Source organism: Geodermatophilus pulveris (assembly GCF_900188375.1).
Classification (GTDB): domain Bacteria; phylum Actinomycetota; class Actinomycetes; order Mycobacteriales; family Geodermatophilaceae; genus Geodermatophilus; species Geodermatophilus pulveris.
Genome location: NZ_FZOO01000005.1, coordinates 198,426 through 221,312, shown reverse-complemented (window position 1 = coordinate 221,312; position 22,887 = coordinate 198,426). Strand labels below are relative to the sequence as shown.

The 22,887-nt window shown below is 74.9% G+C and carries 20 protein-coding genes and 1 riboswitch; of the genes, 8 read left to right on the top strand and 12 right to left on the bottom strand.

Going from position 1 to position 22,887, the window contains the following annotated elements:
- Positions 1-23: 23 nt before the first annotated feature.
- Positions 24-119: riboswitch (TPP riboswitch) on the top strand.
- The 3 genes from thiM (at position 113) to thiD (ending at position 2,363) form a co-directional block, all read left to right on the top strand.
- Positions 113-901 (top strand): hydroxyethylthiazole kinase, encoded by a 789-nt coding sequence (gene thiM, locus CHB98_RS12480; protein ID WP_089305916.1) that lies wholly within the window; start codon positions 113-115, stop codon positions 899-901. Its footprint overlaps the riboswitch before it by 7 nt.
- Positions 898-1,554, top strand: a complete 657-nt coding sequence (gene thiE, locus CHB98_RS12475) for a thiamine phosphate synthase (protein WP_089305915.1) — start codon at positions 898-900, stop codon at positions 1,552-1,554. The genes thiM and thiE overlap by 4 nt, the downstream gene beginning before the upstream one ends.
- A complete protein-coding gene (gene thiD / locus CHB98_RS12470) occupies positions 1,551-2,363 on the top strand; it encodes a bifunctional hydroxymethylpyrimidine kinase/phosphomethylpyrimidine kinase (RefSeq protein ID WP_089305914.1) in 813 nt (270 codons plus the stop codon). The genes thiE and thiD overlap by 4 nt, the downstream gene beginning before the upstream one ends.
- A 63-nt stretch (positions 2,364-2,426) precedes the next feature.
- Here the strand turns inward: thiD and CHB98_RS12465 are convergent, their stop codons facing one another.
- Together CHB98_RS12465 and CHB98_RS12460 are read right to left on the bottom strand one after the other, a co-directional pair.
- On the bottom strand, positions 2,427-3,950 hold the full coding sequence (locus CHB98_RS12465) for a flotillin family protein (protein WP_245821116.1): 1,524 nt from the start codon (positions 3,948-3,950) through the stop codon (positions 2,427-2,429).
- Positions 3,941-4,483: an NfeD family protein gene (locus tag CHB98_RS12460; RefSeq protein WP_218822345.1), complete on the bottom strand. Its 543-nt coding sequence runs from the start codon at positions 4,481-4,483 to the stop codon at positions 3,941-3,943. Before CHB98_RS12460 ends, CHB98_RS12465 begins: the two co-directional genes overlap by 10 nt.
- A gap of 143 nt (positions 4,484-4,626) precedes the next feature.
- Between CHB98_RS12460 and CHB98_RS12455 the strand changes: the two genes are divergently transcribed.
- Positions 4,627-5,964 carry a DNA polymerase IV gene (locus CHB98_RS12455; RefSeq protein ID WP_089305913.1) on the top strand — a complete coding sequence of 446 codons (1,338 nt, stop codon included), beginning with the start codon at positions 4,627-4,629 and terminating at the stop codon, positions 5,962-5,964.
- A gap of 73 nt (positions 5,965-6,037) precedes the next feature.
- Complete coding sequence (locus tag CHB98_RS12450) at positions 6,038-6,646, top strand: class I SAM-dependent methyltransferase (RefSeq protein ID WP_089305912.1); 609 nt, start codon at positions 6,038-6,040, stop codon at positions 6,644-6,646.
- A 28-nt stretch (positions 6,647-6,674) separates the two neighbouring features.
- Here the strand turns inward: CHB98_RS12450 and CHB98_RS12445 are convergent, their stop codons facing one another.
- Entirely contained in the window at positions 6,675-7,856 is a 1,182-nt protein-coding gene (locus CHB98_RS12445; RefSeq protein WP_218822344.1) for a PucR family transcriptional regulator, read from the bottom strand.
- Positions 7,857-7,949: 93 nt separating this feature from the next.
- On the opposite strand from CHB98_RS12445, the gene CHB98_RS12440 reads away from it, so the two are divergent.
- Together CHB98_RS12440 and CHB98_RS12435 are read left to right on the top strand one after the other, a co-directional pair.
- Positions 7,950-9,050, top strand: a complete 1,101-nt coding sequence (locus CHB98_RS12440; protein WP_089305911.1) for a ferredoxin reductase — start codon at positions 7,950-7,952, stop codon at positions 9,048-9,050.
- Positions 9,051-9,075: 25 nt separating this feature from the next.
- Complete coding sequence (locus CHB98_RS12435) at positions 9,076-10,311, top strand: fatty acid desaturase family protein (RefSeq protein WP_089305910.1); 1,236 nt, start codon at positions 9,076-9,078, stop codon at positions 10,309-10,311.
- A 108-nt stretch (positions 10,312-10,419) separates the two neighbouring features.
- On the opposite strand, the gene CHB98_RS12430 is transcribed toward CHB98_RS12435, so the two are convergent.
- The 7 genes from CHB98_RS12430 to rpsF all read right to left on the bottom strand — a co-directional run bounded on the left by CHB98_RS12430 (position 10,420) and on the right by rpsF (position 17,737).
- On the bottom strand, positions 10,420-12,330 hold the full coding sequence (locus CHB98_RS12430; RefSeq protein WP_143425081.1) for a hypothetical protein: 1,911 nt from the start codon (positions 12,328-12,330) through the stop codon (positions 10,420-10,422).
- 49 nt (positions 12,331-12,379) lie between these two features.
- On the bottom strand, positions 12,380-12,904 hold the full coding sequence (locus tag CHB98_RS12425; RefSeq protein WP_089305908.1) for a nuclear transport factor 2 family protein: 525 nt from the start codon (positions 12,902-12,904) through the stop codon (positions 12,380-12,382).
- Positions 12,905-12,940: 36 nt separating this feature from the next.
- On the bottom strand, positions 12,941-15,604 hold the full coding sequence (locus tag CHB98_RS12420) for a replicative DNA helicase (RefSeq protein ID WP_089305907.1): 2,664 nt from the start codon (positions 15,602-15,604) through the stop codon (positions 12,941-12,943).
- A 518-nt stretch (positions 15,605-16,122) separates the two neighbouring features.
- A complete protein-coding gene (rplI, locus tag CHB98_RS12415; RefSeq protein WP_089305906.1) occupies positions 16,123-16,578 on the bottom strand; it encodes a 50S ribosomal protein L9 in 456 nt (151 codons plus the stop codon).
- Positions 16,579-16,580: 2 nt separating this feature from the next.
- The gene (gene rpsR / locus CHB98_RS12410) at positions 16,581-16,817 is read right to left on the bottom strand and encodes a 30S ribosomal protein S18 (protein WP_089305905.1); all 237 of its coding nucleotides are present in this window, start codon (positions 16,815-16,817) and stop codon (positions 16,581-16,583) included.
- Positions 16,818-16,958: 141 nt separating this feature from the next.
- A complete protein-coding gene (locus tag CHB98_RS12405) occupies positions 16,959-17,447 on the bottom strand; it encodes a single-stranded DNA-binding protein (protein WP_089305904.1) in 489 nt (162 codons plus the stop codon).
- A gap of 2 nt (positions 17,448-17,449) precedes the next feature.
- Positions 17,450-17,737: a 30S ribosomal protein S6 gene (gene rpsF / locus CHB98_RS12400; RefSeq protein WP_089306018.1), complete on the bottom strand. Its 288-nt coding sequence runs from the start codon at positions 17,735-17,737 to the stop codon at positions 17,450-17,452.
- 177 nt (positions 17,738-17,914) lie between these two features.
- Between rpsF and CHB98_RS12395 the strand changes: the two genes are divergently transcribed.
- Positions 17,915-18,727: a deoxyribonuclease IV gene (locus CHB98_RS12395; RefSeq protein WP_089305903.1), complete on the top strand. Its 813-nt coding sequence runs from the start codon at positions 17,915-17,917 to the stop codon at positions 18,725-18,727.
- 40 nt (positions 18,728-18,767) lie between these two features.
- On the opposite strand, the gene CHB98_RS12390 is transcribed toward CHB98_RS12395, so the two are convergent.
- Both CHB98_RS12390 and CHB98_RS12385 read right to left on the bottom strand, forming a co-directional pair.
- Positions 18,768-20,288: a glycosyltransferase family 87 protein gene (locus CHB98_RS12390; RefSeq protein WP_089305902.1), complete on the bottom strand. Its 1,521-nt coding sequence runs from the start codon at positions 20,286-20,288 to the stop codon at positions 18,768-18,770.
- 27 nt (positions 20,289-20,315) lie between these two features.
- Positions 20,316-22,529, bottom strand: coding sequence for a transglycosylase domain-containing protein (locus CHB98_RS12385; protein ID WP_245821115.1), 2,214 nt, complete (start codon positions 22,527-22,529; stop codon positions 20,316-20,318).
- Positions 22,530-22,887: the final 358 nt, after the last annotated feature.

Below are 22,887 nucleotides of genomic sequence, written 5' to 3'. Positions count from 1 at the left end.
ACCGGCCCGGCCGGTGTTACGTTCGGCGCGGCACGGGGTGTCCCCGCCCGGGGACTGAGAGCACACCCGTCGAACCTGCTCCAGTTCGCACTGGCGAAGGGATGTCACCGGCATGCCGGTCCTCGACCTGCGCGCGGCCTCCGCGGCGCTGCGCACCCGCACCCCCCTGGTCCACTGCCTGACCAACACCGTCGTGCAGGCGGTCACCGCCAACGCGCTGCTCGCCGCCGGTGCCGCGCCGGCGATGGTGGACGCCCCCGAGGAGGCCGGTGACTTCGCCGCGGTCGCCTCCGCGGTGCTGGTCAACGTGGGCACCGTCACCGCCCGCACGGCGGAGGCCATGCGGCTGGCCGCCCGCGCGGCCGGCGCGGCCGGCACGCCGTGGGTCCTCGACCCGGTGGCGGTCGGCGGGCTGGCCTTCCGCACCGCGCTGGCCGCCGAGCTGGTGACCCTGCGGCCGACCGTCGTCCGCGGGAACGCCTCGGAGGTCATGGCGCTGGCCGGCGCGGGCGCCGGCGGCCGCGGCGTGGACAGCACCGACAGCGCCGAGGACGCCACCGAGGCCGCCGCCGAGCTGGCCGGCCGCACCGGCGGGGTCGTCGCGGTGAGCGGCGAGGTGGACCTCGTCACCGACGGGCGGCGCACCGTCCGCGTCGGCGGCGGCTCGCCGCTGCTCACCCGCACCACCGGCGCCGGCTGCGCGCTGGGCGCCCTGGTGGCCGCCTACGTGGCCGCGACCGGGGACCCGCTCACCGGGGCGGTCGCCGCGCACGCGCACGTCGCCGTCGCCGCCGAGCGGGCGGCCGCGGTGGCCGGCGGCCCCGGCACCTTCACCCCCGCCTGGCTCGACGCGCTGGACGCCGTGGACGGCGAGGCGCTGGCCGCGGCCGACGTCCGATGAGACGGCCGTTCGACCCGAGCCTCTACCTGGTCACCGACACCGCACTGTGCCGGCCCCGCCCGGTGGCCGACGTCGTCCGCGCGGCCGTGGCCGGCGGCGTCACCACCGTCCAGGTGCGCGACAAGACCGCCTCCCGCCGCGAGCTGCTGGCGCTCACCCGCGCGGTGCAGGCCGCGCTGGCCGACCGGCCCGACGTGGCCCTGTGGGTGAACGACGCGGTCGACGTCGCGCTGCTCGCCGGGGCCGACGGCGTGCACCTCGGCCAGGACGACCTGCCCCCGGCCGAGGTGCGGGCCCTCCTGGGCCCCGGCCGGCTGCTCGGGTTCAGCGTCTCCTCCGCCGCCGAGCTGGACGTCGCCCGCGCCCTGCCGGCCGGCACCGTCGACCTGGTGGGCATCGGCCCGGTGTGGTCGACGCCGACCAAGCCCGACGCGGGTGCCGCGCTCGGCCCGGACGGCGTCGGCGCGCTGGCCGACACCGCCTGCGCCGGGGGGTTCACGACCGTCGCGATCGGCGGCATCGACGCCGACCGGGCCGGCGAGGTGGCCGCCACCGGGGTGGACGGCGTGTGCGTCGTCTCGGCGATCTGTGCGGCGGCCGACCCGGAGGAGGCCGCCCGGGCGCTGCGCGAGTCGATCGGGGCGGCCCGGTGAGCGCCGCCGTGGCGCTGACCGTCGCGGGCAGCGACCCCAGCGGCGGCGCCGGCATCCAGGCCGACCTGAAGACCTTCAGCGCCCTCGGCGTCTACGGGACGGCGGTGCTCACCGCGCTGACCGCGCAGAACACCCGCGGCGTCACCGGCGTGCACGCCGTCCCGGCCGGGTTCGTCTCCGAGCAGCTGGCCACGCTGTTCGCCGACGTCACGGTGCACGCCACCAAGCTCGGCATGCTCGGCACCGCCGACGTGGTGCACGCGGTCGCCGCCGCGCTGGCCGGCCGCCCGGGCGGGCCGGTCGTGTGCGACCCGGTGATGGTCGCGACCAGCGGCGACCGGCTCATCGACGACGCCGCCGTCGACGCCGTCCGCAGCGAGCTGCTGCCGCTGGCCGACCTGGTGACGCCCAACGTGCCCGAGGCCGCCGTCCTGCTCGGCGTGCCGCCGGCCACCGACGTCGACCAGCTGGCCGCCCAGGCCACCGCGCTGCTGGGCCTCGGCCCTCGGGCGGTGCTGCTCAAGGGGGGCCACCTCGGCGGGGAGGACAGCGTCGACGTGCTGGCCACCGCCGACGGCGTGACGGTCACCCGGCGGCCCCGGGTGGACACCACCTCGACGCACGGCACCGGCTGCACGCTGGCCTCCGCGCTGGCCGCGCTGGCCGCCCGGCACCGCACCGGCGACTGGGCGCGGCTGGTCGACCCGGCGCGGGACTACCTGCAGCGGGCGCTGCAGGCCGGCGGCACCCTCGGCGTCGGCTCCGGGCACGGCCCGGTGCACCACTTCGCCGGCATCTGGGAGCGGTGACCCGCCGTGATCACCGGCGGGTGGTGGGCCCCTGCGGCGTGTCGGCCCGCCGGACGCCGGTGATCACGGCTGGGTGCCGTCCCCGTCCGTCGTGGTGATGGGGATCCGGGTGGCCCCGCCGTCCGCGGCGGCGAAGCGGCGCAGCAGGGCGGCGACGTCCACCCCGGTGAGGTCGCCGGACAGCTGCAGCCCCTGCGCGACGTTGGCCGCCACGGAGCGGCCGAGCGCGCCGGCGCCGTCGGCGGAGATGACGGTCATCTTGTCCACGCTCGACAGCGGCGCCGCGGCGGCCTGCACGACCTCCGGCAGCACCTTGACCAGCATCTCCAGCACGGCCGCCTCGCCGTACTTGGCGAACGCCTCCGAGCGGGCGTCCAGCGCCTCCGCCTCGGCCTGACCGCGGGCCAGGATCGCCGCGGCCTCGGCGGTGCCCTCGCGCTCGACGGCGTCCGCGATCGCCTGCCGGCGCAGTTTCTCGGCCTCGCCGCGCTTGGCGCCCTCGACCGCCTCCGCCTCGGCCAGCGCCGACCGGCGGGCCCGCTCGCCCTCACCGGAGAGCCGGGCCTGCTCGGCGGACGCCTGCGCGGCGGCGATCGTCGCCTGCCGCTGCGCCTCGGCGGTGAGGATCGCGGCGTTCTTGCGCGCCTCGGCCTCCTGCTCGACCTTGTACCGCTGGGCGTCGGCGGGCCGGCGCACCTGGGTGTCCAGCTGCCGCTCGGTCAGCGCCGCCGTCCGGACGGCCACCTTCTCCTGCTCGGTGAGGATGGCCTGGTCCTGGGCGGCCTGGGCCAGCGGGCCGGCGGCCGCCGCGCGGGCCGTGGCCGCGTCGGTCTCGGCGGTGATCTCGGCCTGCCGCAGCGCGAGCTGGCGCTGGGCCACCGCGATCGCCTCGTCGGCGAGCAGCTGCTCCTGCTGGGCGGCCTGCCGGGCGCGCGCCTCGGCGATGGAGGCCTCCTTGAGCACCCGGGCGGCCTCGGGGCGCCCGAGGTCGGCCAGGTAGCTGCCCTCGGCCTGGATGTCCTGCAGCTGGAAGGTGTCCAGCACCAGCCCCTGCCCGGTGAGCGAGGACTCCGCCTCCTCCGCGACGGCGGAGGCGAACGCCGCCCGGTCGCGGATGATCTCCTCGATGGTCAGCCGGCCCACGATCGACCGCAGCGCGCCGGCGAGCACCTCGGAGGTGAAGGTGTCGATGCCCTCCTGCTGGTTGAGGAAGCGCTGCGCGGCGGCGCGCACGGAGTCCTCGGTGCCGCCGACCTTGACGATGGCCACGCCCTCGAGGTCGCACTTGACGCCCTGCTTGGACACCGCGCCGCGGATGCCCACCGGGATGCGCCGGCTGGACAGGTCCAGGGTGTGCAGCTTCTGCACCACCGGGAGCACGAACACGCTCGCGCCCATGACGACCTTCTGCCCGGAGGCGTCCCGGGAGGTGATCCCCGAGGCGCTGGTGACCTCCCGGCCCTGCCGGCCGGTGACGATGAAGGCCTGGTTGGGCCCGGCGACCTTGATCCGGGACAGCACGAACAGCACGAGCACGAGCACCAGGACGGCGATGCCGCCGAGGGCGATGAGCAGGGTCAGGTCCACGGACCGGTACCTCCGGGGTCGGGGTCGGGTGCGGTCGAGACGACGTGGACGGCGGTCTCGCTGCGCGCCTCGACGACGTACACGGGGGTGCCGGCGGGCAGCGGCGTGTCGCTGCTCGCCGCGAACTTGAGCTGCTGGCCGGCCAGCACCAGCCGGACCTCGCCGTAGCCCGGCGCCGGGACGGCGGACACGACGACGCCCTGGGCGCCGACCAGGTGGTGGCGGGTCAGGGTGGGCGCGGTCGGCATGTCGCCCAGCCCGCGGGACAGCCGGACCGCGGCCCAGGCGAGCGGGACGGCGAGGGCCAGCCCGGCGGCGAGCGCGAGCGCGGCCCGGCCGGCGTCCGGCAGGTCCTCGGGCAGCAGCGACGCGGCCGCGGCGCCGCCGAAGCCCACCCCGCCGGCCAGCGCGGCCAGCGCCGGGACGGAGAACGGGCCGTCGGCGTCGCCGAGGTCACCGATCTCGCCGACGACCAGGGCCAGCAGCAGGACGCCGACGCCGAACGCCCCGAGGACGAGGAAGAGGACCTCCACGCTGCCCCTCTCCCGTCGGTGTCCGCCCGACACTGGCAGGCGGGGGTGCCGGTGATCAACGAGATCCGGCTCCGGGGCGTCCGCTCTCACCCGGGCGGAGGACGGGCGACCATGGGGCGGGACGACGGGCGGGGAGGTGGGGCGTGCGGCGGGAGGCGGGCATCCTGCACCTGGACCTCGACGCCTTCTTCGCCGCGGTCGAGCAGCGCGACAAGCCCTCGCTGCGGGGGCGGCCGGTGGTCGTCGGCGGCACGGGCGGCCGGGGCGTGGTGGCGACGGCGTCCTACGAGGCCCGCGCCTACGGGGCGCGCTCGGCGATGTCGACGGCCGAGGCGCGGCGGCGCTGCCCGCCCGGGACGGCGTTCCTCGGCGGCCGCTTCGCCGCCTACCGGCGCACCTCCGACGTCGTCATGGGGCTGCTGCGCGAGGTGTCCCCGCTGGTGGAGCCGGTGTCGATCGACGAGGCCTACGTCGACCTGTCCGCCGGCGGGGTCACCGACCTGTCCGTGGACGGCGTGACGGCGCTGGCCCGCGAGCTCAAGGAGCGGATCGCGGCGGCCACCGGCGGGGTGACCGGGTCGGTGGGCATCGGGTCCTCGAAGCTGATGGCCAAGATCGCCTCCGACCTGGACAAGCCCGACGGGCTGGTCGTCGTCCCGCCGGGCGGCGAGCTGGCCGTGCTGCACCCGCTGCCGGTGACCCGGCTGGGCGGCGTGGGGCCGGCCACGGCCGAGCGGCTGCGCCAGGTGGGCGTGGCGACCGTCGCCGACCTGGCCGCCAAGCCGCTGTCGGACCTGGTCGCGCTGGCCGGTCGGGCGCACGGCACGGGGCTGTACGCGCTGGCCCGCGCCGAGGACGACCGGCCGGTGGTGGCCGAGCGGGAGGCCAAGTCGATCTCCCAGGAGGAGACCTTCGCCCGCGACCTCACCGACCGGGCGGTGCTGGGCCGCCACGTCGAGAGCATGGCCGCGCGGGTCGGCAGCCGGCTGCGCGGCGCCGCCTACTCCGGCCGGACGGTGACGCTCAAGCTGCGGCGCTACGACTTCACCACGCTCACCCGCTCCCAGACCCTGCCGCAGCCGACGGACGACCCGCGGGTGATCGCCGCCGTCGCGCACCGGCTGCTCGCCGAGGCCGGCACGCAGGGCGGGCTGCGGCTGCTCGGCGTCGGCGTCTCCGGGCTGTCGCTCTACGCCCAGGGCGACCTGTTCGCCGCCGACGACGAGCCGGCCGACGACGGGCCGGCACCGGTCGACGAGCCGGCCGAGGAGGCGCCCGGGACGCTGACCGCCGAGGCGCGGTGGTGGCCCGGCCAGGACGTGCGGCACGACGACCTCGGCCCCGGGTGGGTGTGGGGGCGTGGGCTGGGGCGGGTCACCGTCCGCTTCGAGGGCCCGCTGACCCCGCCCGGACCGGTGCGCACGCTGGCCTCCGACGACCCCGCCCTGCACCCGGCCGACCCGCCGGACTGGCGGCCGTGACCGCGCCGGGCACCGGTGCCCGGTCCTCGGTGCCGGTCATCGGTGCCCGCAGCGTCCGGGCGAGGATGGGCGCATGGTCGAGCGGAGCGCGTGGGTGCGGATCACCGAGCAGGACCCGGGCCACTCGGCCGCCTACGTGCAGCGGTTCCGTGACCTCGCCGCGCAGGGCTTCGACCTGGCCGGCGAGGCGCGCACGGTCGACGCGATGCTGGCCCGCGGCTCCCGGGTGCTGGACGCCGGCTGCGGCCCGGGGCGCACCGGCGGCTGGCTGGCCCGCGCCGGGCACGACGTCGTCGGGGTGGACGTCGACCCGGTGCTGATCGCCGCCGCCGAGGAGGACCACCCCGGGCCGCGGTGGCTGGTCGGCGACCTGGCCGAGCTGGACCTGCCCGCGCGCGGCGTCCCCGACCCCTTCGACGTCATCGTGTCCGCCGGCAACGTGATGGCCTTCGTGGCGCCGTCCACCCGGCGGCCGGTGCTCGCCCGGCTGCGTGCGCACGTGGCCGACGGCGGGCGGGCGGTCATCGGCTTCGGGGCCGGCCGCGGCTACGCCTTCGACGACTTCCGGGACGACGCCCGCGCGGCCGGCTGGGCCGAGGACCTGCTGCTGTCCACGTGGGACCTGCGCCCGTTCACCGGCGGGTCGGAGTTCCTGGTCGCCGTCCTCCGCCCCGCCCCCTGACCGGCGGGGCGCGGTCCGGGGCCCGGGCTCAGGGGGTCGCCAGCGCCAGGGCGAGGGTGAGCTCCAGCACCGAGCGGGGGTCCTCGAGGCGGTTGCCGTAGAGCTCGCGCAGCTGCCCCATGCGGTAGCGGACGGTCTGCGGGTGCACGAACAGCTCGGCGGCGACCCGCTCCCGGCGGCCGTGGTGCAGCAGCCAGGAGCGCAGCGTCTCGACGAGCTTCTCCCGCGGGCCGGGGCCCAGCCCGTCGAGGGGGCCGAGCACCTGGGCGCGCAGGTCGGCCAGCGCCTCGCCGTCGGCCCGCAGCACCAGGTCGGCCAGCCGCAGCTCGGTGTCCACGGGCAGGTCGCCGTCCGGCTGCAGGTCCAGCTGCACCGCCCGCAGCGCCCGCGAGTACGACGTCCGGGCCTGCTGCCACGGCCGGGTCGGGCCGATCACCGCCTCGCGCCCGGTCAGCGCGCGGACCAGCTGGGTGCGGGCGTACCCCTCGGCATCGGGGACGAGCAGCACCACGCGTTCGCCGCCGGACTCCGCGCCCGGCAGGTCCTCGCCGGCCTGCAGGGTGCGGCCGTCGAGCACGCCGAGCGCGCCGCGCACCCGCGCCTCGGGCACCAGCACGGCGGTGAGGGTCCGCGGCGGCGTCCAGTCCGCGCGCTCGGCGGCGCTGGTGAGGTCGTAGGGGGGCGCGCCGGTGAGCAGCAGGTCGGCCAGCCGCTCCAGGTGCCGGCGGCGCAGCCGGCCGCTGGTGTCGAGCTGGTCGGCGTGCCCGGAGGCGCTGGCCGCCGACAGCTGGTCGATGTAGGCGAACACCAGCTCGGCGAAGCGGGCCAGCGCCCCGGCCGGCATCCCCGCGGCCACGGCGGTCTCGCTCATGTGCCGCCAGGCCACCCGCGCGCCGACCCGGTAGGCGGCGAGCAGCGCGTCCATGGGCCGGCCGGTGCGCGCCTCGCCCCGCCCGAGCTTGAACGCCTCCTCCAGCGCCGGGCCGACCGGCCGGCTGGGGTCGACACCGCCGCTGGCCAGCTCCAGGAAGCCGCCCAGCGCCAGCTGGACGGCGCTCTCGATGCGGCGGCCCATCGGCCCGGTGAACGCCTCGGTGTAGCTGGGCACCTCGACGACGATCGCCGCGACGGTCTGCTCCGCGACGGCGGGGAGCTCGGCGAGCATGGCCGCGGCCACCTCGGGCGGGAAGGTGTCCTGCTCGGGTGCCACCGGACCTCCTCTTGTTCGGCCGGGACAGTATGCCGCCCGAGGTTCACGTCCAGGACACAGGTGATTGCGCGCTGCGTTGGGAACCATCGAGGTGTGACTGCCACCGTCCCGCGCCCGTCGCCGGCCCGTTCGGCGCTCGGCGGCCTGCGCGACCGGGTGCTGCGCCTCGCCGAGCTGGCCACCACGCCGCTGCTGCCGGCCGACTACCTGGACATGGTCAACCCGCTGCGCGCGGGCGCCGACCTGCGCGGGCGCGTCGTCGCCGTGCACCGGGAGACCCGGGACGCCGCCACGCTGGTCATCCGCCCCGGCGCCGACTGGCAGCGGCACGTGCCCGGCCAGTGGGTGCGCATCGGCATCGACGTCGACGGCGTGCGCATGTGGCGGGCCTACTCGCTGACCTCGCACCTGGACCGGCCCGACGGCTGCATCAGCATCACCGTCAAGGCCATCCCCGGAGGCAAGGTGAGCAACCACCTGGTGCACCGCACCCGGCCGGGCACCCTGGTGCACCTGGACCAGGCCACCGGGGAGTTCGTGCTGCCCGCGCAGGCGCCGCAGAAGGTCCTGTTCGTCACCGCGGGCTCGGGCATCACCCCGGTCATCGGCATCCTGCGCAACCACGACGAGCTCCGCGACGTCGTCGTCGTGCACTCGGCGCCCACGCCGGACGACGTCGTCTTCGGCGCGGACCTGCGCGAGCTGGCCGCCGCCGGCCGGATCCGGCTGGTCGAGCAGCACACCGACACCGCCGGGCTGCTGGACGCCGCCGCGATCGCCGCGCTGGTGCCCGACCTGGCCGAGCGCGCCACCTGGGCCTGCGGGCCGGTGGCCATGCTCGAGGCCCTGGAGGAGCACTGGAGCGCCGCCGGCATCGCCGACCGGCTGTTCACCGAGCGCTTCCGCGCCACGGTGCTGGTCCCCGGTGAGGGCGGCACGGTCACCTTCACCCGGAACGGCGCGGCCGTCGAGGCCGACGGCGCCACCCCGATCCTGGACGCCGCGGAGGCCGCCGGCGTCCTGATGCCCAGCGGGTGCCGGATGGGCATCTGCTTCGGCTGCGTCCTGCCGCTGCGCGAGGGCGCCGTCCGCGACCTGCGCACCGGCGAGGTCACCACCGCCGTCCCCGGTGACGGCGTGCTCGTCCAGACCTGCATCAGCGCCGCCGCCGGCGCCTGCGACATCGACCACTGACCCCCGAGACCGCTGGGAGCCCCGCATGACCGTGCTGCAGAAGAAGGCCGACAACCCGATCGAGCACCTCACCCCCGAGGACATCGAGCTCCTCGGCAAGGAGCTCGACGACATCCGGCAGAGCGTCATCGACACCCGTGGCGAGGCCGACGCCCGCTACATCCGCAAGGTGATCGACGTCCACCGCAAGCTCGAGCTCGGCAGCCGCGCCGTCCTGCTGGCCTCCGGCTTCGCGCCGGCGTGGGTCCTCGGCACGGTCGGCCTCACGGTGGCCAAGATCCTCGAGAACATGGAGATCGGGCACAACATCCTGCACGGCCAGTGGGACTGGATGCGCGACCCGAAGATCCACTCCACGACGTGGGAGTGGGACATCGTCAGCCCGGCCGACCAGTGGAAGCACTCGCACAACGAGCTGCACCACACGTACACGAACGTCGTCGGCAAGGACAACGACCTCGGCTACGGCATCATGCGCGTCGACGAGGACCAGCCGTGGCAGCCGTTCCACCTCGGCCAGCCGCTGTGGAGCTTCATCAACGCCTGCTTCTTCGAGTACGGCATCGCCGCCTACGACCTGGAACTGGGCGCGGTCATCGCCAGGAAGCAGACCGGCGACCCGGAGTTCCGCGCCCGCCTCAAGGCCGTGCTGGGCAAGATCGGCGCCCAGGTGCGCAAGGACTACGTCATCCACCCGCTGCTGTCGGGCCCGAACTTCCTCTCCACGCTGGCGGCCAACTTCACCGCCAACCTGGTCCGCAACCTGTGGACGAACTCCGTCATCCTGTGCGGCCACTTCCCCGAGGGCGTCGAGACCTTCGAGAAGAAGTCGATCGAGGGCGAGACCCGCGGCGAGTGGTACCTGCGCCAGATGCTCGGCTCGGCGAACATCTCCGGGTCCAAGGCGATGCACGTCATGACCGGGAACCTGTCCCACCAGATCGAGCACCACCTGTTCCCGGACCTGCCGAGCAACCGGTACGCCGAGATCGCGCCGCGGATCCGGGACCTGTTCGACCGCTACGGGCTGAACTACCACACCGCGCCGCTGCCCCAGCAGGTCGGCTCGGCCTGGCACAAGATCATCCGGTTGTCGCTGCCGAACGGCTGGCTGGAGCTGACCAACCGCCGCAACCTGCTGCCGCAGCTGGCGGTGCTCTACAAGATGACCACGGGCAGTCCCAAGGTCCGCCGCACCCTGCAGCGCAAGCTGACCGCCGGCGTGCGCCTGACGCGGGCCGCGGCCGCCGCCGAGGCCTGAGGAACGCCGCCCTCGGGTGACCGTCGAACGCCAGGGGCCCGGAACCGACACGGTTCCGGGCCCCTGGCGTCCATCCGTCCTGGTCCGCCGATCAGTGGCTCCCGCCGGTCAGGGCCGCGTCGCGGGCGAGGGGTAGTTCAGCGGCAGCAGCAGCGCCGGGTCACTGATCGGCACCTCCCACACCGGCAGCGAACCGTCGGGGTCGACGACCTCCCCGTCACCGAGGAAGGCGGCCACCTGCTGCTGGGCCTGCTGCGTCCCGGGGGAGAACCGCGGGTCGAGCAGGAAGCCGTGCGGGTTGAGGCCCGCCTGCGGCGTGCGGTCGTTGCGGTAGAGGCTGGTGCGCGACCACAGGTCCCCGGCGTCGACGACCGTGTAGGACGTCGGGTTGGGCACCGTCTGGTCCCCGAACGCCACCTGGAACACCACCCGCTCCGGCTCGATGAGCGGGGCGAAGGTCTCCGGGCTGCCGGCGCGGGACAGCCAGGTGGCCCGCGCCAGGTACTCCTGGATCTCCACCGCACCCGGCACGGTCACCGTCACCGGCCCCTCGCCGCGCAGGGGCATCTGCTCCTGGAAGCGGTTGCGGGTCGGGTCGTCGCTGTTGAGCAGCCCGGCGGCCGCCAGGGCGGCCTCCGTCCCCGGCCGGAAGGCGGGCGACAGCCGCGTGATCTCGCTGATCGGGCCGCCGGGCACGTTGAGCACCGAGCGGGCGACCGTCTCGTCGGCGCCGGTCAGCATGGTGCCGTAGATGCCGCCGAAGCTCTGCCCGAAGTAGGTGACGTCCTCGCCGGACAGGTCGGCCGACCCGTCGGCGTCGACGTCGGTGCCGCCGACCGCGCGCACCAGCGTCATGACGTCCGCGGCGGTCTGCCGCAGCGCGTCGCGGGACGTGGCCGGGGCGGCGTCGCCGGTCGCCGAGGAGCCCTCGGTGGTGGCGATGGTGCCGTCGCCGTTCTGGTCGACCCCGCGGCCGTACGTGGGCAGCTCCCGCTCACCCGTCGGGCTGGTGACCAGCCAGCGGCTGTCCGGGCCGGAGCCGTGCCCGACGACGTTGGTGGCGACGGTCGCGATGCCGCTGCGGGCGTTGGTGGCCGCGGCGAGCAGGACGTCGGCGGTGGAGCGGGTGAAGCCGTGCCCGTAGACGGCGACCGGCCAGCCGCCGTCGGGCGCCGGCCCGGGCGGGAGGACGGCGAGGAACGGCAGCCGGTCGGCGCCCACGGGCTTGGGTCCGGCGTCCGCGGTCGGGGTCTGCTCGATGGTGACGTCGGGGCCCAGCCAGGACGGGGCCGGGAAGGACCCGAGGGCCAGCGTGCTGGTCGGCGGCAGCTGGGCCAGCGGCTGCGGTTCGGGCGCCGGGTCGGTGGTGCCGGTGTCGCGGGCCCAGCGCAGCACCGTGCCGGCCACGGGGAACGCGCCGTCGACCTGCAGCCCGCCGTCGGTGATGCCGGCGACGGTGGCGGCCTCGCCGCTGTCGATCTGCCGGCGCAGGTCCAGCAGGCCGTCGGTGGCGCTGGCGGTCGTGAACGTCTCGCCCCCGCCCCTGCCCCCGCGGCCGGCGTCCACCCGGATCCGGTAGGTGGTGCCGGGCGCGAGCTGCTCGGCGGGATGCGCGTACAGGGTGGTGGTGCCGGGGTCCCAGACGACCCGGTCCACACCGGTGCGCCACCGGCCGTCGACCGCCTCGACGCGGATCCGCCCCGCGGCCTCCACCGGGTCCACCACCCCGTCGAACCGGACGGCGATCCGCGGGTCGAGGTCGAAGCCGTCGAGCTCGTTGAGCTCGCGGACCAGGCCGCACAGCACCGGCTGCCCGCAGTCGCCGGTGGGCAGGGCGACGCGGCGCCCGGTCAGCTGGGCCGGGTCGCGGACGGTCAGGTCGTCGGAGGGGAAGACCGACACGGGCCGCGGCGGTGGCGAGCCGGCCGCCACCGGGGCCGCGGTGACCGTGAGGGTGGCCGTCATGGCCAGGACGCCGAGGACCGACGAGGTCGCCCGGGGCACGCGTCGTCGCTGCACGGGATCTCCAAACTGTGGGGAGTCCCTTCCTAGCCCACCGTGACCGGGATCACCACCGCGGGTGCCCGGTCGGCCGCCGGGTGTGCCCCGGCGCGGTGCCGCCCGAGCCGCAGTCGTGGCGCTCCCGGGCCGTGGCCATCGCCTCGACGTGCTCCTCCGACCAGGTCTTCAGGGCCTGCCCCCCTGGGGCCGGCACCGGCGCCGGACGGACCCGGGCCCGCGGGTTCACCCGCAGGGCATCCCCTGGTGGAACAGCAAGAGCCAGCCCGGTCCGGGCCCGCGGACTCAGACCCGAACCCCGCAGCGCGCGCCGGTCCGAGGCCTGGGACCGGTAGGTGACGAGGACGGCGCCGGGACCCAGCCGGCGGACCTGCACGTCGGCGGCGGTGATGACCCCGGTCGTCCCGCTGGTCACCGAGGTGATGGACGCGCGGTCCCACACCCGCCCCGAGGCCCCGTACTCGACGAAGTCGGGGTGCAGGTACGACCGGACCCGGTCCGCGTCGCCGCGGACCTCGGGGTCGAGCAGCGCCAGTTCCTGCTCGATCACCTGCCGGCCGTCCGCGTCCACCACCCCTCCCGTCCTCCCGCCGGGACGCCCAGCGACCGGTCAGTTGGCCATGTCCACGAAGCGGCTGTAGTGGCCCTGGAAGGCGACCGTGACGTTCGCGGTCGGGCCGTTGCGGTGCTTGACCAGCATGATGTCGGCCTCTCCCGCGCGCGGAGATTCTTTCTCGTACATGTCCTCGCGGTGGATCATCATGACCATGTCGGCGTCCTGCTCGATGCTGTTGTGGACGACGATCCCCTCGGCCACGAAGTTGTGGCCGCCGAGCACCGTCGCGTCATAGACCTCCTCGGCACCGTCCGGCTCGATCGACACGACCTCGTCCCAGAACAGGTCGTTGACCGCTTGCATCTCCAGGTCCGCGTCGTCGAGGACGGCCGCGATCCGCCCGAGCCGCTCGCGACTGGGGGAGCGCTTCCACATGGTGCTGCCGCAGAACGCGGAGTCCATGGCGGCGGCGAAGGCGCGGTGGCTCATGCCCTTCTCCTCCAGGACCGCCCGCACGCGCTCCCAGACCTGCACCGGCACCGTGTCCACGTTGGGGTTGCCGGACAGCTCCCGGACGATCTCCAGCAGGCGCTCGGCGGCCTCACCGCGGGCTCCGTGGACCCCGATCTCGCCGAGGAAGCGCCGCTGGTCGTCGCAGCCGCTGAGGTCGAGCGTCCAGCCGTCCCGGTAGCCGGCCTTCCGCACCCGGCGGACGCGGCAGGAGATGCCGAAGCGCAGGAGCAGACGGGAGACGTCGTCGACGAGCCGGCGGCTGGTCGAGGCGTAGTAGACGCGTCCGCCGCGGCCGTTCCTGTTCACCGTGACGGAACCGTCGGTGGCCCACAGATGACGGAGGAACACCGCGATCTGCTTCTTCGGCAGCGAGAACACCGGCTCCGGCACGAACTTCTCGTGACTGCGCAAGCCGAACAGCCCGAGGTCGTCGAACCAGGCCGCGATCGGGTTGCGACGGCCGCGCGTGAGCCGGAAGGGAGCGGGCAGCCGCAACGTGGTGCACCGGGCGGCGGCGTACTCGTCCCGGACCGCGATGACGCCGAAGTGCAGGGCCGCGGTGGTGACCGCGCGCAGGTTCGCCTCGTCGACGGAGGCGTAGCGCAGCGGCTGCCGCCGGACGACGCTGCCGTCGCCGATCATGTGCGCCAGGAGGACGACCTCCTCGTCCTCCCAGACGGTCATCCGGTCCGGCGCGGGCACGTGCCGAGGCACGGCGATGCGGTCACCGGGAGCCAGCTCACCGAGCGGCCGGAAGCCGTCGTAGGTCAGGAACGGGTGGTTCGCCGTGGCCCGCACCGTCTTGCCCGACGACGTGGTGAGGCGGAAGACGTCCTCGTGGCCGGTCGAGAAGACGTGGGTCAGGTGCCGGCGCACGTACCGCAGGTTGTCGTCCAGCGCCCAGACCGGGACGTCGGTCGCGCCGCCGGCGAACAGCTCGCCCATGGTCGTCTCGGCGCCCGTGTCGGCGCGCAGGACGCGCGTCCCGGCCGGGAGACAACCGGACTCGCGGAGGTCGGAGAGCATCGGCTTCTTGTCCTGGCGCTGCTCCGAACCGCGGTTGAGCTGGCTCATCGCGATGACCGGGACGTCGAGTTCCTTGGCCAGCAGCTTGAGCGCGCGGGAGAACTCCGAGACCTCCTGCTGGCGGCTCTCGACGCGCTTGCCCGACGTCATGAGCTGCAGGTAGTCGATCACCACGAGCTTGAGGTCGTTGCGCTGCTTGAGCCGCCGCGCCTTGGCCCGGATCTCCATCATCGTCATGTTCGGCGAGTCGTCGATGTACAGCGGTGCGTCGGCGATCTCCCCCATCCGGCGGGCCAGCCGGGACCAGTCCTCGTCCGAGAGCGTGCCGGCCCGCATGTGGTGCAGCGGCACCTTCGCCTCGGCCGACAGCAGCCGCATGGTGATCTCGTGCTTGCTCATCTCCAGCGAGAAGATGCAGGTGGCCAGCTGGTGCTTCACCGTCGCCGACCGGGCGATGTCCAGACCCAGCGTGCTCTTGCCAACCCCGGGACGGGCCGCGATGACGACCATCTGGCCGCCCTGCAGGCCGTTGGTGAGCTCGTCGAGGTCGCGGATGCCGGTGGGCACGCCGCGCGCGGTGCCGCCGCGCGAGGCGATGGCATCCAGCTCGTCCATCGTGGGCTGCAGGACGTCCTCGAGGCGCGAGTAGTCCTCGCTCATGCGCTTCTCGGTGACGTCGTAGATCTCCTGCTGGGCGCGGTCGACGATGTCGTCGACGTCGCCCTTGCCGCCCGCCGCGCCGTAGCCCAGCTGCACCACGCGGGTGCCGGCCTCGACCAGTCGCCGCAGCACCGCCTGCTCGGCCACGATCGCGGCGTAGTACCCGGCGTTGGCCGCCGTCGGCGTGGACTGGATGAGGGTGTGCAGGTAGACCGCGCCGCCCATCTTCGACAGCTGGTCGGTGCGGTTGAGTTCGGCGGCCACGGTGATCGCGTCGGCCGGCTCGCCCCGCCCGTACAGGTCGAGGATGCAGTCGAAGATCACCTGGTGCGCCGGGCGGTAGAAGTCCGTGCCGCCCAGCACCTCCACGACGTCGGCGATGGCGTCCTTGCTCAGCAGCATGCCGCCGAGCACCGACTGCTCCGCCGCGACGTCCTGCGGCGGCTGCCGGTCGTACGCCGGCGCCGTCGGGGTCGGTCGGCTGAAGTCGTCGGCCAACGCCACGGGGTGGTCCTCCATCCACTCACGGCACACCCGCGCGCAGGCCCCGGCGGTACCGCCGGGGCCTGGTGGGGGAGCACCAGCACGCTGTGCACCTGACTCGAACGCGTGTTCGGGCCCTTCCTACCGGCAGGGACCGACAGTTCCGCACCTCAGGAGCTGGGGAGGACGTTAGGAAGGACGAGGGGGACCCGTCCAACACCGGTGTGCACGCGCTTCTGCACAACTTGTGGACAAGTCGGTGGACACAGACGTGTCGACATGTGGAGACAGCGGGGGACGCCGCGGCGCCGCCGCCCGCGTCACGCGCCTGACCTGCACGGGGGCCACCCACCGGGTGTGGACGGGAGAAATCCGCGAGAAATCTCCGTGGCGTACGTCTCGTGTCGCGGAGGTGGCCGCAGGCGTCCCAGCGGTCCCACGTCCACAGCCCGGGAGGACGCCGTGCCCCCGAGCAGGCGGAGACGCCGCGGGGGGCGCCGGACCGCGGTCCGGCGCCCCCCGCGGGGTGCTGGGAGTCCCGTGAGGGGCCTCCCTCAGCCCGGGACGACCTCGATGGTCAGCTGCGCGGTCACGTCGGAGTGGACCCGGACGGTGACCGTGTGCTGGCCGGTGGTCTTGATGCTGCTGGGCAGCTCCACCCGGCGCCGGTCGAGGTCGGGGCCGCCGGCGGCGGTCACGGCGTTGACGACGTCGGCGGTGGTGATGCGGCCGAACAGCCGGCCGCCCTCACCGGCGCGCGCCGGCACCTGCACCGTGAGGCCGGACAGGCGCCCGGCCACGGCCTGCGCCTCCTCGTGCGAGCGCACCTCGCGGGTGGCCCGCGCCCGGCGCAGCGACTCGACCTGCTTCTCGGCACCGCGGGTGGCCCTGATGGCCAGGCCGCGGGGCAGGAGGTAGTTGCGGGCGTACCCGCCCTTGACCTCCACCGTGTCACCGGAGGACCCGAGACCGGTGACCTCCTGCGTCAGGATCAGCTTCTGGGTGCTCATGGTCAGCGCGCCGTCGAGGTGTAGGGCAGCAGGGCCATCTCGCGGCTGTTCTTCACGGCCACGGCGACGTCCCGCTGGTGCTGGCTGCAGTTGCCGCTGACGCGGCGGGCACGGATCTTGCCGCGGTCGGAGATGAACTTCCGCAGCAGGGTCGTGTCCTTGTAGTCGATGTAGGTCGCCTTGTCCTTGCAGAACTGGCAGACCTTCTTCTTGGGCTTCCGGACGGGGGGCTTGGGCACTGGGTTCTCCAGGAAGTGATGGGGTGGAACGACCCCCTCGCAGGGGCCCACGCCGGGCGGAGCGAGGCGTGGGGGCGAGGGGCGGCCCCGTCCAGAGGCTCACCCCGAGCCTGCGAGGGGTGAGGAGGACGGGGCCCTTGTTCAGAAGGGGGGCTCGTCGGACGACGGCGCCGGGGTGGACCACGGGTCGCTGGACCCGCCGCCGCCCCCACCGAAGCCGCCACCGCCACCGCCGCCGCCGAAGCCGCCACCGCCGCCCTCGCCGCGGGAGGCCTTGGTGACCTTCGCGGTGGCGTAGCGGAGCGACGGGCCGATCTCGTCGACCTCGAGCTCGACGACGGTGCGCTTCTCGCCCTCCTTGGTCTCGAACGACCGCTGCTTGAGGCGGCCCGAGACGATGACCCGCGACCCGCGGGTCAGCGACTCGGCGACGTTCTCCGCCGCCTGCCGCCACACGTTGCAGCGCAGGAAGAGCGCCTCGCCGTCCTTCCACTCCTGCGACTGGCGGTCGAAGGTCCGCGGCGTGGAGGCCACGGTGAAGTTGGCGACCGCGGCGCCGGAGGGCGTGAACCGCAGCTCCGGGTCCGACGTGAGGTTGCCGATGACGGTGATGACGGTCTCGCCGGCCATGGTCAGTGGACCTCGGGCCGCATCAGCTTGGTGCGCAGGACCGACTCGTTGAGGTTCAGCTGCCGGTCGAGCTCGGCCACCGCGGCGGGCGTGGCCTGGATGTCGACGATGGCGTAGATGCCCTCGACCTGCTTCTTGATCTCGTAGGCCAGCCGGCGGCGGCCCCAGATCTCGGTCTTCACGGAGCCACCGGAGTTGGTGACGACGGTGAGGAACCGGTCGAGGGAGGGAGCGATCGTGCGCTCCTCCAGGTCGGGGTCGAGGATGACCATCAGTTCGTAGCGACGCACGGAGAACCCCACCTCCTCTGGTCTCAGGCGGCTGCAGTCGTTCTGCAGCAGGAGGGTCGTACACGCGTCGCGCGCCCCGCCCGGTGACGACACCGGGGGAACGCGCTCCGGCGAGCCTACCAGCGCCGGCCGGGCCGCCCGGACCGTCCGGTCGGGGGGCCTCCTACGCTCGGTCGCGTGGCAGCTCACCCGATCGGCGTGCACGTCGGCCCCGGCCTGACCCAGGACGGCGGGATGGACGGCGGCGGCCCGCTGGCCCGTGCCGCGGAGATGGACGCCGACGGCGTGCAGTTCTTCCTGGGCGACCCGCAGGGGTGGAAGGCGCCGCGCCTGTCGGCCGAGGAGCTCGCGCTGCTCGCCGGCGACACGGCCGTCTTCGTGCACGCGCCGTACGTGCTCAACGTGGCCTCGACGAACAACCGCATCCGCATCCCCAGCCGCAAGACGCTCGTCCAGCACGCGCAGGTGGCCGCGGCCGTCGGCGCCCGCGGCATGGTGGTGCACGGCGGTCACGTGCTGGGCACCGACGACCCGGCCGCCGGTGTCGACAACTGGCGCAAGACCTTCGCCCGGCAGGCCGACGACGGCGGCTTCCCCCTGCCGCTGCTCATCGAGAACACCGCCGGCGGCGGCAACGCCATGGCCCGCGACCTGGACGCCCTCGCCCGGCTGTGGGACGCCGTCGGCGGGTTCGGCGCCGGCTTCGTCCTCGACACCTGCCACGCCTGGGCCGCCGGCTGGGACCTCGCCACCGCGGTGGACGACGTCCGGTCGGTCACCGGCCGTGTCGACCTGCTGCACCTGAACAACAGCCGGGACCCGCAGGGCTCCAGCCGCGACCGGCACGCCCCGCTGGCCGATGGTGAGATCCCGGCCGAGCTGCTGCTCGAGGTGGCCCGGGCCGCGGACTGCCCGGTCGTGCTGGAGACCCCCGGCGACGCGGCTGGCCACGCGGGGGAGATCGAGATGGTGCGCCGAGCCCTCGGGTGACGGTCGGTCGCGTTCCACGTGGAACGCGGGAGCCGGGCGCTCAGGGCAGCGGGCGCACCGCAGTCGTGGCCGCGGGTGCCGGGCGGGCGCGCAGCCGCCCGCCGTCGAGGGTCACCCGGTCGCGGGCGCCGTCCAGGACGCCCCCGGCGGGGTCGTCGACGCCGGGCCAGCTGGTGCGGACGACGTCGTCGTCCGGGCGCCGCACCTCGCGGGCGACGGCCACCACCAGCGCCACGAGGACCACGTCGCGCAGCAGCACGGCGGCGAAGAACCACTGCACCTCGACGCCGCGGTTGGCGGTGCCCAGGTAGTAGAGCATCGTCATGACCCACACCAGCGCCTCGGTGGCCTGCCAGACCAGCAGCGAGCGCCACCGCGGGCGGGCCAGGACGGCCAGCGGCAGCAGCCAGAGCGCGTACTGCGGGCTGTAGACCTTGTTGAGCAGCAGGAAGCCGGCCACCAGCAGGAAGGCCACCTGGGCCACCCGGGGCCGCACCGGGGCGGACAGCACCAGCCAGGCCACCCAGGCGGCCAACGCGAGCAGCAGGACGGCCACGACCGCGTTGAGCACCGCCGGCGTCTCCCCCTCGGCCAGCGGCCCGTCCAGCACCCGCTCGCCGGTGGCGGTCAGCAGCACGTTCCAGACGGACTCCGGGTTGGCCGGCCGCTGGCGGCTGAAGGCGAAGAACCAGCCCCAGTTCTCCGGCGCGGCCAGGGCCACGGGCACGTTGACCGCCAGCCACGCACCGGCCGCCGCCAGCGCCGCGCGTACCCAGGCGCCCAGTCGCCCGGCCCGCAGGCACAGCACGAACAGCGCGCCGAGCACGAGCACCGGGTAGAGCTTGGCGGCCACGCCCAGCCCGAGCAGCACCCCGGCGAGCACCGGCCGCTGCCGGGCCCAGGCCCACATCCCGAGCGTGGCCAGCGCGACGGCCAGCAGGTCCCAGTTGTTGAACGCGTAGACCAGCAGGACCGGTGACAGGGCCACCATCGCGGTGTCCCACGGCCGGCGGCCGGTCAGCGGCAGGACGGCGCGGGTGACGACCAGCGCGCACAGCGTCATCAGCAGCGCGGTCACCACCGTGTAGCTCTGCACCGGCGGCACGGCCGGCAGCACCCCGGCGGCGGCCGCCAGCCCGTCGTACCAGCCCGACAGCAGGGCGGCGAGCGCCATCACCGCACCGGTCAGCACCGGGTACTCCACCCGGGCGTCCCAGTAGGGCAGCGCCCCCTCGCCCTGCCCGTAGACGCCGAACAGCGGCACCGGGTCGGAGTAGCAGAGGTGGGTGTACTGCAACGACCCGGTCCAGTCCCCGTCGGAGCACGGGGCCTGCTTGAGCCAGGCCAGCGCCAGGACGGCGGTGGTGAACAGCAGGCACACCCGCAGCGGCGTCCAGAACGACGCGCGCCCGGCGACGGCGTGCCGGCCCCACGGGCCGCCCACCGCCTCGCTGGCCTGCGCCACGACCGGGTCGGTCCAACTGGGGACGACGCGGTCGGGCCGGTGCGAGACGACGGGCCCGTCCGCTGGTGCGGACGGGCCCGTCGGCTGCGTGCTCATGCCATCAGTCTCCCCGCCGGGAGGGGGTCACCGGGTCGGCGACTGCCCCTCGGAGGGGTCGGCGGCACCTTCGGTGCCGGTGGCCGGGTCGGCGGGCCGGCCGCCGGCGACGTCCGGGGCCTCGGCGGCCGTCGACCGCCCGGCGGGGGCCGACGGCGGGGCCGACGACTGGGTCTGCGGCGCCGAGGACTGGGTGCGGGGGGCCGAGGACTGCGTCCGCGGGGCCGACGACTGCGTCGACGGCGCCGACGGCCGGGTCGGCTGCGCGGTCACCGGGTCGGGCGCCCGGGTCCGCGGGGCCGGCTCCGGGACGCCCTCGCCGGTGTCGCCGCGGATCAGCGCCCGGTCGGGGAGGTCCTCCTCCGGGGTGTCCGCCAGCACGGTGTCCATGAAGGTCTGCCAGATGGCACCGGGCAGGCCCGAGCCGTAGACGATCCGGCCGCTGGCGTCCTCGATGGGGTCGGCGGGGGAGTCGTTGCCCATCCACACGGCCGTGGAGAGCGACGGGGTGAAGCCCACCATCCAGGCGTCGGAGTTGTCCGCGCCGCGGCCCTGGGTGCCGGTCTTGCTGGCCACCTCACGGCCGCCGTCCAGCGAGCGGCGCGAGTACGCGGCGACGTCGGTCATCGCGTAGGTGGTGTCGTTGACGACGTCGGCCTCGAGAACCCGGTCGCCGGCGTCGCCGTCGTAGTCCAGCAGCACCGCGCCCTGGGTGTCGGTCACCCGGGAGACGAAGAACGGCTCGTGCTCGACGCCCTCGTTGGCCAGCGTGGCGAAGCCGTGCGCCTGGTCGATCGGGCGCATCTCGTACTGGCCGATGCCGATCGAGGCGCCGGTCCCCCCGGTCTCCGGGTCGGCGAGGGTGTTCTTGCCGGCCAGCGAGCCGAACGACGGGTCGGCCGGCCAGGTCTCCGGCAGGCCGGTCGCCTCCAGGACGTTCTGCCGCACCCGGTCGGCGCCGACCTCGTAGGCCAGCCCGTAGTAGGTGGTGTTCAGCGAGCGGGTCATCGCCTCCATCAGCGTGCAGGCACCGCAGGAGGCGCCCCCGGAGTTGGTGACCGGCTGCGGGCGGTCGGGGAAGGTCTTCGGCGAGGAGCCGTCGCGCCGGGCGGTGACGCCGATGCCGTCCTCCAGCGCGGTGGCCAGCACGTAGGGCTTGACCGACGAGCCGGGCTGGCGCAGCGCCTGGGCGTAGTCGACGGCGCCGTCGCCGGAGCCGGTCGGCCCGCCGTAGTAGGCGCGCACCGCCCCGGTCCGCGGGTCGATGGCCACCAGGGCCTCGCGCAGCGGGTCCGGCTGGCCCTCCATGACCTCGGCGACCGAGGAGATGGCGGCGTCCTGGTAGCGCTTGTCGACCGTGGTGGTGATCCGCAGGCCACCGGCGCGCAGCTGCTGCTCGTCGTAGCCCTTGGCCTCCAGCTCGGCGATGGCGCGCTGCACGACCAGGCCCTCCGGGCCGCTGGGGATGCCCAGGTTGGTGCCGGTGCGCGGCAGGACCGGCGGGTACACCGAGGCGTCGCGCTCCTGCTGGGTCAGCCAGCCCTCCTCGACCATCCCGTCGAGCACGAGGCCCCAGCGGTCCTGCGCGCCCTCGGGGTTGTTCTCGGGGTCGTACACGGTCGGGTTGCGGACCAGGACGGCCAGCACGGCGCCCTGCTGGGCGGTGAGCTGGCTGGCCGGGACGCCGAAGTAGGTGGTCGCGGCCGCCTCGATGCCGTAGGCGCCGCGGCCGAAGTAGATGGCGTTGAGGTAGCTCTCCAGGATCTCGTCCTTGGTGGCCGTGTTGTCCAGCTTCACGGCGAGGAAGAGCTCCTGGAACTTGCCCTGGTAGGTGGCGTCGTTGTCCAGGAACGACAGACCGACGTACTGCTGGGTGATTGTCGAGCCGCCCTGCGTCGAGCCGCCGGTCAGGTTGTTCCACGCCGCGCGCAGGATGCCGGTCGCCGAGATGCCCGGGTCGGTGTAGAAGCTGCGGTTCTCCGCGGCCAGGACGGCGTTGCGGGCCTGCGGGGAGACCTCGCCGATCGGCACGTTGGTGCGGTTCTCCGCGCCGAGGCGGGCCATCTCGGTGGTGCCGTCGGAGTAGTGGACGACGGTCGTCTGCGCGTTCTGCACCGAGTCCGGGTCGGGCACCTCGGTGGTGGCGTAGACGACGCCGACGAAGACGCCGAGCAGCAGGAAGGCGCCGGCGACCAGCCCGAGGAGGACCTTGAGCCGGCGCCTGCGGCGCTGCGTGCGCAACCGCGCCGGCCCGCCGGTGCCGCGGGAGGGCGGGCCGCCGCGGGTCGCCGTCGCCCGCCCCCCGCGGCCGGCCGGTGGCCGGCCCCTGCCCACCGGGGGGCGGCCGCCCCCGCCCGAGGCACCGGCGGTGCGACCGGACGGCGGACGGCGGACCGAGCCGCTGCGTGGCCCGACCGGTGAGGTCTCGTCGTGGGGAGGCACGCGGGGCCCCTCTCTGGTTCGCGGTTCCGGTGGGCGCGCGGGACGGCACACGTCCGGCGCCCAGGGTGGCGTCTTCAGCTGTACGGGCGGGGGAGACCCGCTGCGCAGGGGCGCCCGGCAGTCCCAACGACCACGCGGGGCACTCCGTGTTCCCCGT